General features: G+C 61.1%; 11 protein-coding genes. 2 read left to right on the top strand and 9 right to left on the bottom strand.

Translation table 11 applies throughout. From position 1 onward, the window contains the following. Positions 1 to 2 precede the first annotated feature (2 nt). The 6 genes from ICA16_RS19820 to ICA16_RS19795 form a co-directional block, all read right to left on the bottom strand. Positions 3 to 1376: a DUF1329 domain-containing protein gene (locus ICA16_RS19820; RefSeq protein ID WP_210701326.1), complete on the bottom strand. Its 1374-nt coding sequence runs from the start codon at positions 1374 to 1376 to the stop codon at positions 3 to 5. Between the two features lie 149 nt (positions 1377 to 1525). After that, entirely contained in the window at positions 1526 to 3484 is a 1959-nt protein-coding gene (locus tag ICA16_RS19815; protein ID WP_210701325.1) for a DUF1302 domain-containing protein, read from the bottom strand. 48 nt (positions 3485 to 3532) lie between these two features. Then, on the bottom strand, positions 3533 to 4822 hold the full coding sequence (locus tag ICA16_RS19810; protein WP_210701324.1) for a phospholipase C/P1 nuclease family protein: 1290 nt from the start codon (positions 4820 to 4822) through the stop codon (positions 3533 to 3535). Between the two features lie 239 nt (positions 4823 to 5061). Further along, positions 5062 to 6630: an FGGY-family carbohydrate kinase gene (locus ICA16_RS19805; RefSeq protein ID WP_210701323.1), complete on the bottom strand. Its 1569-nt coding sequence runs from the start codon at positions 6628 to 6630 to the stop codon at positions 5062 to 5064. A 20-nt stretch (positions 6631 to 6650) separates the two neighbouring features. Next, positions 6651 to 8243 (bottom strand): glycerol-3-phosphate dehydrogenase/oxidase, encoded by a 1593-nt coding sequence (locus tag ICA16_RS19800; protein ID WP_210701322.1) that lies wholly within the window; start codon positions 8241 to 8243, stop codon positions 6651 to 6653. Positions 8244 to 8248: 5 nt separating this feature from the next. Further along, the gene (locus tag ICA16_RS19795) at positions 8249 to 9844 is read right to left on the bottom strand and encodes an FAD-binding oxidoreductase (RefSeq protein WP_210701321.1); all 1596 of its coding nucleotides are present in this window, start codon (positions 9842 to 9844) and stop codon (positions 8249 to 8251) included. 209 nt (positions 9845 to 10053) lie between these two features. Between ICA16_RS19795 and gliR the strand changes: the two genes are divergently transcribed. Then, a complete protein-coding gene (gene gliR / locus ICA16_RS19790; protein WP_210701320.1) occupies positions 10054 to 11070 on the top strand; it encodes an AraC family transcriptional regulator GliR in 1017 nt (338 codons plus the stop codon). Between the two features lie 513 nt (positions 11071 to 11583). After that, positions 11584 to 11949: a DUF6124 family protein gene (locus ICA16_RS19785; RefSeq protein WP_210701319.1), complete on the top strand. Its 366-nt coding sequence runs from the start codon at positions 11584 to 11586 to the stop codon at positions 11947 to 11949. A gap of 254 nt (positions 11950 to 12203) precedes the next feature. Here the strand turns inward: ICA16_RS19785 and ICA16_RS19780 are convergent, their stop codons facing one another. The 3 genes from ICA16_RS19780 to ICA16_RS19770 form a co-directional block, all read right to left on the bottom strand. After that, positions 12204 to 12572: a glyoxalase superfamily protein gene (locus ICA16_RS19780; RefSeq protein WP_150595137.1), complete on the bottom strand. Its 369-nt coding sequence runs from the start codon at positions 12570 to 12572 to the stop codon at positions 12204 to 12206. A gap of 150 nt (positions 12573 to 12722) precedes the next feature. Continuing rightward, a complete protein-coding gene (locus ICA16_RS19775; protein ID WP_210701318.1) occupies positions 12723 to 14180 on the bottom strand; it encodes an N-acyl-D-amino-acid deacylase family protein in 1458 nt (485 codons plus the stop codon). Position 14181: 1 nt separating this feature from the next. Next, the gene (locus ICA16_RS19770) at positions 14182 to 15042 is read right to left on the bottom strand and encodes a MurR/RpiR family transcriptional regulator (RefSeq protein ID WP_210701317.1); all 861 of its coding nucleotides are present in this window, start codon (positions 15040 to 15042) and stop codon (positions 14182 to 14184) included. Between the last annotated feature and the right edge of the window lie 11 nt (positions 15043 to 15053).

Genomic DNA, 15053 nt, shown 5'->3' with positions numbered 1-15053 from the left:
CTTTAGCGGGTGCCGCGTTGGCGCAATGCCGACGGCATGAAGTACGCGTCCTCAGGCACAGGTTGGGCGAAGTCGACGGTTTCTGATTCTTCGTTGTCGAGGTTCTGCACGTAGTAACGGCGCGCCTGCAAGTCGTGGAAAACGTCGAGCGCACTCCAGGTGGTGGGCAGGTCGTAGAAGTTTTTCAGGTAGGCCATCGACACGCGCCACAACTCCCCTCGCCCGTCGTATTGATCGACCAGCGCAGCCCCCCAACTGTCCTCATCCAGAAACAGCACGCGCTTGGAATAAATGTGCCGCGAACCGGGTTTGAGGTTGCCTTCCACCACCCACACGCGGTGCAGCTCATAGCGGGTGAATTGCGGGTTGAGGTGACCGGGGGTAAGCAGTTGCGCGTACTTCACGTCGGGGCTGGCGACTTTGTAGTTGTTGTAGGGGATGTAGATTTCCTGCTTGCCCTTGAGCTTCCAGTCGTAGCGATCCGGCGAGCCGTTGAACAGGTCGGTGTCGTCGGCAGTGCGCAGGCCATCGGACGAGGCGATTGGCGTGTCGTACGCAAGGTTCGGCGCGCGGCGCACGCGGCGTTGGCCGGCGTCGTAGATCCAGGCCTGGCGCGCATCCTTGAGCTGATCGAGGGTTTCGTGCACCAGCGCTGCACCGCCCGCCAGCCGTGCCGGACTTTTCACAAATGCCACGTAGTAGAAGAGGATGTTTTTCAGGTCGGCGAACTGCCCGCCGGGACGGTAATAGTTGAACAGCGCTTCCTGCTGCGAGGTCACCAGCGCGAAGCTGCCGTTGCGCTGGACCGGCGCCTCGGAGGCGCGACGTACAACGTAGATGCCGCGGTAACGGGTGATGTGATTCCAAAGCACTTCGACGCCATCCTTGGGCACCGGAAACGGCACGCCGCCATAGGCATCGGAGAACCCGCTGCCACCGTCGAGCAACTTGGCCGAGGTCGCATTTTTCAGGGTGTTGTCGTACAGCCATTGCGGTGCAGAACCTGATCGACGCGAAGGATAGACCGGCATCTGGAAGGTGTCGGGGTAGCTGTTGAACAGTGCAATCTGGCCCGGGCTGAGATGGGATTTGTACTGATCGAGATTGGCTTTGGTGATGGTGAACAACGGTTTGTCCGCCGCAAACGGGTCCGGGTGATGCTGGCCCGGTTTGTAGCCTGCCGGGGCCTGAGTGATGCCGCCGGTCCAGGCGGGGATGGTGCCGGCGGCGTTGCCGGTAAGCTCGGCGCCCATGGGGGTCAGGGTAGTTTTTAACTGCTCGGCTTGCTGGGGGGTGATGGCGGCCAGTGCAGTGCCGGCGGCCAAACTTAGCAACAACGCTAGTGATGTTTTTGTCAGCCTTGAAATGTGAAACATGATCTTCTCCAGAATGCAGAAACCTGTTGGAGCTGGCTTGCCAGCGATTACGGTGGATCAGCCACCATTGATGTCGAATGTGCTGCCGTCATCGCGGGCAAGCCCGCTCCCGCAGGGGGCCGGGGTGCCGCAAGATTTGTTCTGGGCAATCAAAGGAAATACTTGAGGTTGAACCCGACGTTGTCGCGATCGCGAATGCCGTTGTTCTGCCCGCCGCCGTAGAACTCGGTGTACTGCAACTCGGCCTCGAGCTTGTTCTGGTAGTTGGCCTTGATCCCCAGTGTGTAGGCCTTGCGACCTTCGATGGTGTTGCCGGCCTGATAGCTGTTGCCCTTGAAATCATCCTTGTAGACGACGTACGGCGAAACGTTGACCCCGGCATACACGTCGTTCCACGTGCCGTTGAGCATCGCCGTGTAGCTGTAGGAATCGCGGTTGACCTGATCGTCACGCTCACCGCCGGACACATAGGAATAGTTACCGGTGCCGGCGTAGTAACGATTGCTGCCGTCGAAAGCGGTGTATTGCAGATTGCTGCCGCGCAGGTGTTCGGAGGCCAGTTCGAAGATGCCGAACAGCGAGTCGAACGACCCGGTCGGACCGAAGTTGTAGATGGTGCCCAACGAGGTATTGAACGCTTCAACGCGCTCGGCGTTGTTGATCTGGCTGTCGAGGGTGACCATTTGCCCGCCGACATTGATCGACTGGCCCGTTACCGCCGCAGCCGCACCGTTGGCCAGATCGCCGATCAGGTCGTTGGTGGCCGCAACGCCGATGGGCAGGTTCGGTCGATAGGCCACTTCACCGAACACCGAGGCCTCGCCCAACGTGGTGTTGAAGCTGAAACCGTACATGCGAATGTCTTCGGCATAGCGCCGATGCGCCTGGATGTTGCCCATCACATCCGCCGTGGCCAGACCATCGGCGAGTGCCCCGGCCTGACTGCCGGCGACACCGGCCAACAGGTTGGTCAGGGCGTTCATATCGATGCCGTTGTACCCACCCAGATCCGCCGCGATGGTCGGTTCCTTGGCGTGGTAGTTGACCAGGTACAGGCCAAACTCGGTGCTGTTGAGCTGTTCGGCGATGTAGCGAAAGGCAAAACCAAACTGGCCGTCGTTGCGCGCGTTGTAGTCCTTGCCGACGGACGCCACTTTGAGCGTGTTGCCGTACGCCGGGGTCACACCGTTGGCGTACAGCCCGGTGGATTGCAGGACGGGGCCGAGCAACGGGTTGTTGCCCAATGCGCTGTACAGACCGATGACGTTGCCAAATCCTGGCACGGGCGTGTCGAGAGCGGTGCCGCTGAAATCGTTGTAGCCGGTGTTGCCACCGTCGGCGAACAGATCGGTTTGCGAGTAGAACGTGCCGACCGGATCGATGCGGGTTTCCTTCCAGTTGGTCTGGTAGAAACTCTCCAGGGTCAGGCTGTCAGTCAGGCCGATGTTGAAGCTCAGCGCCTCCACCGGCACCAGCACTTCCTTGACCTCGGCGCCGGGCAAACGGTACTTGGCCGCGTCCACCGGATTGGTGGTGTTGATGCCGCCGCGATAGAAAATCCCCTCGCCCCAGTTGAACACCTGACGGCCGACGCGCGCCGTCACCGGCATCTGCGCCACGTCCCAACTGCCGTGGACGTAAGCGTCGAGCATCTCGATCCGGGTGCCGGCGATGTCGCGGGTCTGGCTGGTGAAGCGGTCGTCCTGCGGGTAGCTCTGGCTCGGTTGTGACGGATTGTTGTTGCGGTAGTAATCGTTGCGCTTGTCCATCAGTTGGGTGTCGTAGAACGCGGTGCCGCGCACGAACAGGCCGTAGTTCTGATAGTTGGCCTCAAGCTCCGAGGTGATCTTGTACACCTCGGAAACCAGTCCGGTGTCGAAGTTGCGATTACCGTCGTTGGTGTTGACGTCATCGTTGGTTTTGTCGCGGCCCTGCACCCGCCACAAGCGACCATAGGACAAGGTCGTGTCGAACGAACCGGTGACCTGTTTATCCAGCACACTGAACTCGGCGGCCTGCACCCCGTCGACCGCGCAGAGTTGCAGCAGCCCTGCCAGGCCGACACCGGGTAGCACCGCACCAGACAGGCGCAATCGAGTGTTGATCATCTCTTCCTCCTTCCCTGTTTTTTATTGTTTTTGGTCCTGCCGCGATGGCTAGGGCGCTAGTCCCGCACTGACATAAATCCGGCTGTGCGCGCCGAAATGGCCGAGCAGTCTGAACAGCTGTTGATTGAGTGCCGGATGGTCGAAATCTTCCCGGCGCAACTGATTGCCGCTGCTGAAATCATTGGTGACCGGCGCCGTCTCCAGCCACTGGCCGATGGCTTCATCGAACGCGGCGGAGTCATCAACAGACTCGGCGCTGACCACCTCGCGCAGGTAGTCCACGGAGTACGGTGGATACTGTTTGTCCTGGGAAAAATCGGTGTAAGCGTCGAGCATCGGATGCGCTTGCCCGGCGCGCAGCAAGCGTCGCAGCCAGGTCGATTGGTATTTCTCGACCTCCATATGCCGCGTCGCAACACGCTCGATTGACGCCTGTTTGTCGCCCGCAAAACCGGCCAGCGCCTTACCTTCCAACAGCAGCAGACTGGCAAGATCGACGCCGGGCAACGGCTTGGCGTGATACGGCTGGGTCAGGTCCTGGACGTGGTGCAGGCCCCAGCCGAGGAAGCGATAGCCCCAGTAGGGATGGCCGCTGGCAAACGCCAGTCGCGCCAGGCCCATGTATTGATACGCGCGCCAGTGCGGCCAACTGCGCTCAAGAAAACCGGCAGCGGCATACACCACCGGGCTCTCGTGGAAGAAGCCCATGTGGAAAGGCGCCTGGGAACTGTACTGATACCGCGCATCGCCAAAAGGCTGCGGGCCGAAGCCGTATACCGCGCCGACTTCGCCCGGGTTGTCGCTGAACAGATTGATGTCGTGACCGTAATCCGGCTCGTCGGCAGCGCTGGCCAGCACCGCAAGGGGCGCGACTTTTTCGCCTTCAGCGACAACGATGAAGCGCTGCCGATTCCACGGCGAGAGCGTCTGCTCGACCATGACTTGCTCGGCGCTGAAGTGCTCGCGGTCGGGCAGATCCTTGCCCGGCAAAGGCTGGATCACCATCGCCAGATGGATCTGCGGATTGATGCGCAGCGCGGTGAAGAAATCGTGGCGCAGATTGTCCCCCGGCACGGCGGGCAATTGCAGATTGTCGGGGCGCGGAGGGTATTGGGCGAAGTGCTCGCGAGCGAAGCTTTCCTGTTGCTCGAGCAGCGCAACCACGGCCGGATATTGCTGCGCAAGAAACTGCTCCAGCGGCTCGACTTCAATGTCTGAAGCATCACGCAGCGCTGGCAAATCCTGCAACGCCAGGTAGCTGCCCACCGTATGGTTCGACCAGCCCCAAGCGGTCGGGGCCGTTGCAAAAAGCAGCAACAGGAGGAATGTCAGCTTCATTGCTTGTGATTCTTATTGGAGATGCCGAGGGGGATGAGCCTAACAACCGACCCCGCCGCTGACACTGTCCAATCTCACCAGAAAAGGTCTCCGATAGCGCCATATGAGCGTCGTCGCAATTTGCCCCTCTCCCCTGTAGGAGCTGCCGAAGGCTGCGATCTTTTGATCTTGTTTTTTAAGATCAACATCAAAAGATCGCAGCCTTCGGCAGCTCCTACAGGGGGGGTTGCGGTGTTTTTTCAGGCGGGGTAGCCGGTGATTTTCCGGATGCTTTGGTACAGCGGCTTGAGCTGGCGATACATGCGCAGGTAGACCTCTTTGTACAGCTGCTCATAGATTTTTTGCGCCTCAGGCTGCGGCATGAACATCGCGCCCACCCGGGTCATCGCCGCGATGGCCGTGGGGAAATCCGCATGCAGTCCCAACCCCACCGCGCAGCAAATCGCCGCGCCCAAGCCGGACGCTTCGTACACGTGCGGACGCTCGGCGGGCAGGCCAAAAATGTTCGCCGTCAGCTGCATCGCCGCATCACTTTGCGAACCGCCGCCAGCAACACGCAGCCGTTTGACCGACACCTTCGAACGCCGCTCGATGTTCTCCAGGCCCTGGCGCAAGGCATACGCCAGCCCTTCCAGAATCGCCCGGTAAATATGCGCGCGGGTGTGCACATCGCCGAAGCCGATCATCGCGCCTTTCGCCTCCACGCCCGGCTCGCGAATGCCTGGCGACCAGTAGGGTTGCAGCATCAAACCCATCGATCCCGGTGGCACCGCCTCCACCAATGCATCGAACAATTGCTCGGGCTCGATGCCCTGCTCCTTCGCCTGCTGCATCTCGCGCAAACCGAACTCGTTCTTGAACCAGCTGACCATCCAGTAACCGCGATAAATCATCACCTCGCAGTTGAATTGATCCGGCACCGCCGACGGATAAGGCGGGATCAGCGGGACGATTTCCAGATAGCGCGAGCGGGTGCTGGTGATCGTCGCCGTGGTGCCGTAAGACAGGCACACCGTGCTCGCATCGACCACGCCGGAACCGACCACCTCGCAAGCCTTGTCGGCCCCCGCCGCAATCAGCGGCAGCCCTTCGGGAATTCCGGTGTGGCGGCTGGCTTGCGCGGTGATGTAGCCGAGGGTTTCACCGGGTTTGTGCAGGGTCGGCAGTTGCTCGGGGCGCACAGCCAGGGCCTGCCATTTCCAGTCACTCGGCGCGGCCCACTTCAAGCGTTTGAAGTCGAACGGCAAGTAGCCGACGCAACACCCCACCGAATCTACAAAACGCCCGCACAAGCGATGGGTGAGAAACCCCGAGAGCAGCAAAAACTTGTCGGTCGCCGCCCACACTTCGGGCTGATGGCGGGCGATCCAGTTGGCCTCGGCCTGGGCGCGAAAATGATCCACGGTGACCTGCGCACCGACCAGTTTGAACAACCAGCCCCACGGCCCTTTTATCCCGCCTTCGACCTCACTCTGGCGTTGATCGAGCCACAGAATCGCCGGGCGCAACGGTTTGCCTTCGGCATCGACATTGATCACGGTGCCGCGCTGCGTGGTCAGGGAAACGCCGGCAATCTCTGAGCGATCAATGCCGGTTTGTTGCCAGACTTGCTGGCAGGCCTCGCCGAGTTTCGCCCAGTAATATTCCGGGTCTTGCTCGGCCCAGCCCGGTTGCGCCGAGTAATAGGCCTGCAGCTCGACTTTGCCTTTACCGAGCAAATTACCCTGCAAATCGAAGAGCAGCGCGCGCACGCTTTGGGTGCCGTTGTCGATAGCCAGCAGGTAGCGCTTGTTCGGGTGGTTATCCATGGAGCTCTCTTCAAGGGGCATCAAGGCGTGGCATCCGGCAAACCGTGATGGCGCTGCCACAACGCCTGATAACGCTGTAATTCATGCTGCCAGTATTCGTCGCTCCAACCCAGTCGCGGCTGACAGAGTTGGCGGATGGCGGCGAAATAATCTTCGCCACCGCGTGGCAGCAACAGGCCCAATCGGGTGCGGCGCAGCAGCAGGTCATCGAGGTGCAGGACCATTTCTGCTTCGCAGGCGAAGGCCAGTTCAGCCCACAAGGTGTCGGTGTTGCCGACCGTGTCGTGGCCCAGTTCCGTGAGCAGTTGCGCCAGCCTTGGCAGGTCCCGGCCATGCCGGCCAGCCAGACGTCGCCACTGCTGCGCGCCAAGTCCCGCGATCGCCAGCGGCGGCACGGCGGCGAACACCGGCGCGGCGTCATCATCAAACGGCCGATCAAGCATCGCCGCGCAAGCCTTGAGTACTTCGATGGCTTGCGGGCGAAACGTCGTCAGTTTGCCGCCGGCCAGGGTCACGCAACCCGGCTCTTGCCACAGCACGTGCTCACGGGTTTCATTCGAGGGTTTGTCTTGATTCGCCCCCGCGCCACCGACCACCGGACGCACGCCCGACCAGGTCGATAGCACATCGGCGGCAACCACTTCGGCGCCGGGGAACTGTTGCGTGCAAGCCGCCAACAAATAGTCGAGTTCTTCAGCGCTGATGCTCGCGCTTTGATCCAGATTTTCGTGATGATCCAGATCCGTGGTGCCGACCACTGTCGCGCCTTCCCACGGAAAAACAAACACCGGTCGCCGATCACGCTCATGCAAAAAGGTGAACGCCTGCGCCACCGGCAGTCGCCAGCCCGGCAACAACAAATGACTGCCGCGCAACGGGCGCAACTGCCGTGGTGCCTCGGCTGGTCGTAGGCGTTCAGCCCAGGCGCCGGTTGCCACGGCCAGCACGCCGCAGCGCAATTGCAGGGACGCGCCAGCCTCGCAGTCCTCAACCTGAACCCCGCGCACGCGCCCGTCCTCACGCAGCAGATGCTCAACGCGCACGCCGTTTAGCACCACCGCGCCGTCGGCCCGCGCCTCGCTCAATACACGCATCACCAGCCGCGCATCATCGGTCAGCGCATCGACAAAACAGGTGCCGCCGAGCAGTTCGGTTTCCTTTACCCCCGGCGCCAGATATCGCAGTTGCTGCGCGTCATGAAAACGGTGGCTGCGCCGCCCGGCCAGAGCGTCGTACACCGAAAGCAAACCACCCAATACCCGTGGCCCGGGAAAGCCGCCGCGATAGTGCGGCATCATGAAACTCATCGGCTCGACCAGCCCCGGCGCCTCGTCAAGCAGGCGCTGACGCTCGCGTACCGAGTCGCGGGTCAATCGCCATTGACCCTTGGCGATGTAGCGCAAACCGCCATGGACCATTTTTGAAGATCGGCTGGACGTGCCCCAGGCAAAATCGCGCTGCTCCAGCAGCAGGCAGCGCCAGCCACGGCGCGCGGCTTCACGCAGGATTCCGGCGCCACTGATACCGCCGCCGATGACGATCAGATCCCAGGTCTGATCGGCCAGCGTCGGCAAAACCTGCTGGCGCCACGCGGCGTTCCAGTGCGCAGTCATGGCCGTCACTCCGGCAACAGCGTGCCGGGGTTGAGGCGCCCGGCCGGATCGAAGTGCCGGCTCAGCGCCTGCAAGGTGTCCATCGCCAGCGCGCCTTTCTCGCGCAGCAGGTACGGCGCGTGATCCTTGCCCACGCCGTGCTGGTGACTGATGGTGCCGTGGTTGTCGACGATGGTCTGGCTGGCCGCGTGCTTGAGCGCCTGCCAGCGCGCCAGCGTCGCGGGGTAATCCGCCGCCGGGCGAAACACGTAGGTGGTGTAGATGCTCGACCCTTCACCGTAAACGTGGGACAGGTGAGTGAACACATGCACCCGCTCGCCCTCAGCGGCCAAGGCATCGCGCAGGCTGTTTTCGATGAGAGTGAGCAGGTTGTCGACGTTGCTCCAGTCGGTCGCGGTTTCGAGGGTGTCGACCACGTAACCGGCGTTCCACAGGTTCTCGCGCAGGTACGGGAAACGGAAGCGATTCTGTGCCCATTTCTTGCCGAGCAAGGTGCCGGTGAATACGCCGCCAAAGGCTTTGAGATGCTGCCGCGCTTGCCTCAGCGACAGCGCATTTTGCCGACGATTGCCGGTCACGCCGAAGGTCAGCAGGCACTTGCCCTCGCCTGCGCCGCGCAGGCTCAGGTACTTTTCCAGCCAGGCGATTTGTTGCGGGTGACCGGCCAACGCCAGTTGCGTTTCGGTCTCCACCGCGTTGGACAGGCGCAGCATCGACAGCGGCACGCGCGCCTGAGCCAATTGGCGGATGGCTTGCAGCGCTTTGGTCCAACTGGGCAGAAATACACCGTAAAAACGTTCATCGGCGGGCAGTGCGCTAATCCGCACCTTGACCTCGGAAATGATCCCGAAACGGCCCTCGCAGCCCAACACCACTTCACGCAGATCGGGGCCGGCGGCCGAAGCCGGGAACGTGGGGATTTGCAGAGGGCCGGCGAACGTTTCCAGCGTGCCCCCGGCGAACAATTGCTCGATCCGTCCATAACGCAGCGATTGCTGGCCGCTGGAACGGCTGGCAACCCAACCGCCCAACGTCGACAGCTCCCACGACTGCGGAAAATGCCCCAGCGTGTAACCCCGCGCCCGCAACTGACTTTCCACCTGTGGACCACTGGCACCGGGGCCGAACGTTGCCAGCAAGCTTTGTTCATCAAGGTCGATCAGACGATTCATCCGCGCCAGCGAAACCGTCACCACCGGCCGTGCGGAATCCGGCGGATTGATGTGCCCGGCCACCGACGTGCCGCCGCCGTAAGGAATCAGGCACAGGTCTTGTTCATGGGCGAGCACCAGCAATTGGCGAATCTGCTCGGCCGTCTCAGGGAACGCCACCGCATCGGGATAATTGCCCAACGTGCCTTCGCGCAACGCCAGCCAATCCGGCAGGCTCTGGCCGCGAGCGTGCAGTAACCGGTCATGAGCATCGACGCTGTACAACGTGTGAGCCCGCAACCGCGATTCAGGCACGCGGGCCAGCGCCGTTTCCAGCGTCGCATCGGGCAGCGCTCGACCGTCGCCCAACCGTTCGGCGAGAAAACTCGCGCCCTGGGCCGGCAGTTCGACCACCGTGGTTGCATCTCCCCAGCCGTTCCAGCGTCGCATGCGTGTGTCCTTTTTCGGTTCTTATCAGCGATATTTCAGGCGTCCATACTAGTCGGCGGCCGAAAAGTGTCACGGTCGCATCCGGCCAGTTCGTGTAGCCAATTGAGTCAAACGTCGCGCAAGCGTCAGCCATTTACTTTAGCCGTGGTTTCAAATTACCTTTCAGGCATTCATCCGCTCATGCACGCTTTGATCAAGGGAATACGATCATGCAATCGCTCGGCTTCACCTCCGTTCCGCCGCTGCTCAAGTACCTGCGCCATGCCGAGCAATTGGGCATGGCCATCGAGCCTGCGTTGGCGGCGGCCGGGTTGCAGGCGCAGCAGTTGAGCGACAACACCCTGCGCTTGCCGGGTGAGGCGCATGAAAAGTTGCTCGACTATTTCTGCGAGCACTCGGGCGATCCGCTGTTCGGGCTCAACGCAGCGAATTTTGTGCTGCCCAATTCATGGAGCGTTTTGGGTTACATCACCATGAACTGCGCGACCCTGGGCGATGCGATGAGCCGCATCATGCCGTTCGAGAAACTGGTGGGCGACATGGGCGTCAGCCGCGCCGAGATGCAGGATGGCCAAGTACACCTGATATGGACCTGCCGCTATCAGCGCCCGCGGATTCGTCGGCATCTGGTGGAGAACGTCCTCGGTTCGTGGCTGCAATATGCGCGCTGGATTGCTGATACGCAGATGTCGCCAGCGGCAGTCTGGCTGGAACATTCGTGTCCAGACGAGGTGACGCTGGCGCAGTACGAAGCGTTTTTCGATTGCCCGGTGCTGTTCGATCAGCCGTATTCGGCGTTGATTGTGCCGCCGGCGTATTTGCAGTTGCCGCTGCGTCAGGCCGATGCGCAATTGCTGCGCACGCTGGAAGAGCATGCGATGGGTTTGATGGCGACCCTGGAGGATGCGTCGCTTGCGCAACAGGTGAAGAGCATTTTGCGTCAATTGCTCAAGGAGGGACTGCCGCGCAAGGAGCAGGTGGCCGAGCAGCTGGCTGTGTCGGTGCGCACGTTGCAGCGCCAATTGCATCAGGCGGGGACGTCGTATCAGCAGATTCTGGATGATCTGCGCCAGGAGTTGGCTGAGCACTATCTGTTGAACAGCACGTTGCCGATTCAGGACATTGCGCAGTATTTGGGGTTTACCGAACCGCGCTCGTTTCATCGCACGTTCAAGAGCCGGCGCGGGATGCCGCCAGGGGAGTTTCGGCAGACGCATCGGGGGTGATTGTGCGGGCCTCATCGCTGGCAAGCCAGCTTCCACAGGTTTCTCGGTGAACCACAAATTCTGTGTACGACTCGGTCACTGTGGGAGCTGGCTTGCCAGCGATGGCGTCAGTGGCCGCACCAAAAACCCGACAGGCAAATCCCAAATTTCCGATCGCAATAAACATCTTTTAGCGCAGACGTTTAAGGACACTCAGCGTTACGCGAAACCACCCACAAATCCTTGCGCCGCTGCCTACGCCTAAGCCAGAATCCGCCGGCTTGTGCGCCCTGGCCTTGCTGCGTAACTTGGATCCGTCACTGATTTCCAGTGATCGGGTTTAGTAGCCCGCGGTAACTCGGCTGGTCGTACATTCATCACAGGTGCTCTCGTACCTGAGCTTCATGGTGGCTGTACGCAGGGCGCTTCGGCGCGCCGGCTTAAGCTGGGTTCCCCGGTCTACTAACCTGCGTACAGCTGCCACCCTTTCGTTTAGTAGCAAAAGGGTTGCCGCTCAACAACGGGAACACAGCTATGTTCAAAATCACGCCAAACCCGCCGGTCACCGACCCGGCCTCGCCCTACGAATCCCCCGATTCAAAGAAATTCCACGAAGCCGCCGAACGCGCCCTCGACCACTACCTCGGCCCACCAACCGCCGAGATCATGGCCACGCCTTACAAACCCAACGCGCTGTACATGGCCAGCCCCGAGTCCGATAACGAATCCCTGCTGGTGGATGCCAGTGAAACGCTCGGCTCGGCCACCGTCATGCTTCAAAACCACGTCGCAATGGTGGAAGGCACCCACCGCAAAACCCTGCAAGGCATCGCTCAGGTGGTGATGCTGGCAGAGTTGGCGGTTAACCGGGTACTGGACAGATTAGTGCCGACTGAGTAGCGAAAAAGCCCGCTGGCAGACCGTAGTGGTTTGGCAGTGGGCTTTTTGTTTGGCTTGCGATTTTTTTACCCTCACCCCAGCCCTCTCCCGGGGGGAGAGGGCTGGGGTGAGGGATGCTGGCGAGTTACGCCGACCTGCAAATACCGCTGTGAATCCATAATCGCTGCAAATCTTTCAGGTCGATGTACAGCGCATGACACCTCGGTCAGTCCCCTCTCCCTCTGGGAGAGGGTTAGGGTGAGGGGATTCCAAGCTCACACACAAATAGCATTGGTAAACACCAACCGATTACCAAACGGATCGGCAATGGTCATGTCCTGACTGCCCCACGGCGTCGCCTGTATCTGCGGATGCGAAAACTTGTATTCCTTGGCCACCAATTGCTGCTGAAACGCCTCAAGCTCATCGGTCTCGATGCGTAACGCCGAACCCGGCGAGGCATCGCCATGATGCTCGGATAAATGCAGCACGCATTCGCCACGCGATACCTGCAGATACAACGGGAAGTTCGCTTCGAAACGATGCTGCCAGTCGATCTTGAAACCGAGGAAGTCGACGTAGAACTCTACGGCTTTGGCTTCATCGAAAATCCGCAGGATCGGGGTAGTTTTGCCGAAGCTCATGGGGTGCTCCCTGACTGGTTGGCCCAAGAGTGTAACCGGGCTGGATGTCAGCACTTCGGCTTGGGATGGAGTTTCTTTAATTGCACAGTGCCACTATGAGACGTAGATCAAAAGATCGCAGCCTCCGGCAGCTCCTACAGGAGTTTCCGATTAACTGAAACCTTTGCGCAAATCTCCTTCCCGCGCAAGAAACCGCCCTTCCCTCTTGCCATTCGCCTGACCATCGCTGTAACTCAAAACACCGTTGATCCATACCCCGTCAATCCCCTGCGCCGCCCGTTGCGGATCATGGAAATCCGCCACATCGCGCACGGTCGCCGGATCGAACAACACCAGGTCCGCCCAGTTTCCCTCACGAATCTCGCCTCTTTCCTTCAAGCCAAACCGCGCCGCCGACAGACCGGTCATCTTGTGCACCGCCGTGTGCAACGGAAACAGTCCGACGTCACGACTGAAATGTCCGAGCACCCGTGGGAAAGCGCCCCACAGGCGTGGGTGCGGGAACGGATCTTCCGGCAGTCCGTCAGAGCCCACCATCGACAGCGGGTGCGCGAGGATTCTTCTTACATCGGCCTCGTCCATGCCGTAGTACACCGCGCCCGCCGGTTGCAGGCGTTTGGCGGCATCGAGCAGCGGCACGTTCCATTCGGTGGCGATGTCGATCAGGTCGCGGCCACTGACTTCCGGGTGCGGCGTCGACCAGGTGATGGTGATGCGGTGGGCGTCCGTGACTTGTTTCAAATCCAGCGTCGAGGAACTCGCCGCATACGGATAGCAATCGCAGCCGACTGGATGGGTTTTCGCTGCCTCTTCCAGTGAGGCGAGCAATTGCGGACTGCGCCCCCAGTTGCCGACACCGGCACACTTGAGGTGGGAAATGATCACTGGCGATTTGGCGTGGCGCCCGATCTGAAACGCCTCATCCATCGCCTCCAGCACCGGGGCGAATTCGCTGCGTAGATGAGTGGTGTAAACCGCACCGAATGCCGTCAGCTCTTCGGTCAGTTGCATGACTTCATCGGTGGAGGCGTTATAGGCGCTGGCGTAAGCCAGACCTGTGGATAATCCAAGCGCGCCAGCCTCAAGACTTTCGCGCAACTGCTCGCGCATCGCGGCGATTTCGGCAGGGGTTGCGGTGCGAAACAGGTCGTCGAGATGATTGCTGCGCAGCGCCGTGTGCCCCACCAACGCGGCAACGTTCAACGTGGTGTTGGCCGCTTCGACCGCTGCGCGGTAATCGCTGAAGCGTGGATAAACAAACGCCGCGGCGGTGCCGAGCAGGTTCATCGGATCCGGCGGATTGCTTTTCAAGCTGACCGGCGACGCGCTGATTCCACAATTGCCGACGATCACCGTGGTCACGCCTTGGCTGAGTTTTGGCAACATCTCTGGCTGACGGATGACCACGGTGTCGTCGTGGGTGTGCACGTCGATAAAACCCGGCGCCAGCACGCGGCCGGCAGCGTCGATTTCTTCGCTGGCGCTGGCATCGTGCAAGTCGCCGATGCGCTCGATTCGACCGTTGAGAATCGCCACGTCAGCGCTATAACCGGGCGTGTTGCTGCCATCGATGATCAGGGCGTTGCGAATCAGGGTGTCGTACAGCATGTCAGTCTCCCAGCGGCAGGTGATCGTCGCCGCCACGGTATTCGTCGAGGGCGAGTTTGATGCGCCGCAGACGTTCTTGATTGTCTTCAGGACTGGCCAGCGCCAGCTCGGTCGCGAGCACGTCGATGGCAAGCAATATGCCGTAACGCGCTGCCGTCGGTTTGTAGATGAACGATGTTTCTGCGCCTTGCAGCGGCAGGACGATGTCGGCCAGTTCCGCCAGCGGCGAGTCGGCGCGAGTGATGGCAAGGATGCGCGCGCCGTAGTTGCGCGCCAGTTCGACGGTCTCCAGCAGCTCCGGGGTGATGCCGGTCAGCGAGCAGACGATGACGACCTGTTCGGCGTTGAGGCTGGCGGCGGTGACGCGCATCATCACCGCGTCGTGGCAGACCGCAATCGGATAGCCGAGCCGTACCAGACGCACCTGCAATTCATCGCTGCACAAGGTCGAGCAGCCGCCCATGCCGAAGGCGTGAATCATCCTCGCTTGGCCGAGCAGTTTTACCGCATCGACGAAGCGTGATTCGTCGAACCCGGCCAAGTGCTGACGCAGGGTGGTTTCGATATCGCCGACAATCTGGCCATAAAACGCCGACTGTTCAGGCGTGCCCGCCGGGTCGAGAAAACGACTGCCCACGCCGCTGGCCTGGGCCAGTTGCAGGCGCAGATCACGCAGGTCACGACAACCGACGGTGCGGGCAAATCGCGACAATGTGGCGGTGCTGACTTCGGCACGTTGCGCCAGCTCTTCGAGACTGGCGGAGGCGGCAAAGCCGACGTCATCTAGCATCAAACGGGCGATGCGGCCTTCGCCGGCGCTGAAGGAATCCTGACGGGCGCGGATCTGGTAGAGGATGTCCATGGCGACGGACT

Origin of the sequence: Pseudomonas anatoliensis, assembly GCF_017976235.1 — a bacterium.
In the GTDB taxonomy this organism is placed as follows: domain Bacteria; phylum Pseudomonadota; class Gammaproteobacteria; order Pseudomonadales; family Pseudomonadaceae; genus Aquipseudomonas; species Aquipseudomonas anatoliensis.
Note: the sequence above shows the minus strand (reverse complement) of the source record. Positions and strands in the feature narration are given on the sequence as shown.

Excerpts from the sequence above, each read along its gene's own strand:
- ICA16_RS19800 (WP_210701322.1), bottom strand. The coding sequence starts at position 8,243 with ATGACTGCGCACTGGAACGCCGCGTGGCGCCAGCAGGTTTTGCCGACG.
- ICA16_RS19770 (WP_210701317.1), bottom strand. The coding sequence starts at position 15,042 with ATGGACATCCTCTACCAGATCCGCGCCCGTCAGGATTCCTTCAGCGCC.
- gliR (WP_210701320.1), top strand. The coding sequence starts at position 10,054 with ATGCAATCGCTCGGCTTCACCTCCGTTCCGCCGCTGCTCAAGTACCTG.
- ICA16_RS19775 (WP_210701318.1), bottom strand. The coding sequence starts at position 14,180 with ATGCTGTACGACACCCTGATTCGCAACGCCCTGATCATCGATGGCAGC.
- ICA16_RS19795 (WP_210701321.1), bottom strand. The coding sequence starts at position 9,844 with ATGCGACGCTGGAACGGCTGGGGAGATGCAACCACGGTGGTCGAACTG.
- ICA16_RS19780 (WP_150595137.1), bottom strand. The coding sequence starts at position 12,572 with ATGAGCTTCGGCAAAACTACCCCGATCCTGCGGATTTTCGATGAAGCC.
- ICA16_RS19805 (WP_210701323.1), bottom strand. The coding sequence starts at position 6,630 with ATGGATAACCACCCGAACAAGCGCTACCTGCTGGCTATCGACAACGGC.
- ICA16_RS19820 (WP_210701326.1), bottom strand. The coding sequence starts at position 1,376 with ATGTTTCACATTTCAAGGCTGACAAAAACATCACTAGCGTTGTTGCTA.
- ICA16_RS19785 (WP_210701319.1), top strand. The coding sequence starts at position 11,584 with ATGTTCAAAATCACGCCAAACCCGCCGGTCACCGACCCGGCCTCGCCC.
- ICA16_RS19815 (WP_210701325.1), bottom strand. The coding sequence starts at position 3,484 with ATGATCAACACTCGATTGCGCCTGTCTGGTGCGGTGCTACCCGGTGTC.
- ICA16_RS19810 (WP_210701324.1), bottom strand. The coding sequence starts at position 4,822 with ATGAAGCTGACATTCCTCCTGTTGCTGCTTTTTGCAACGGCCCCGACC.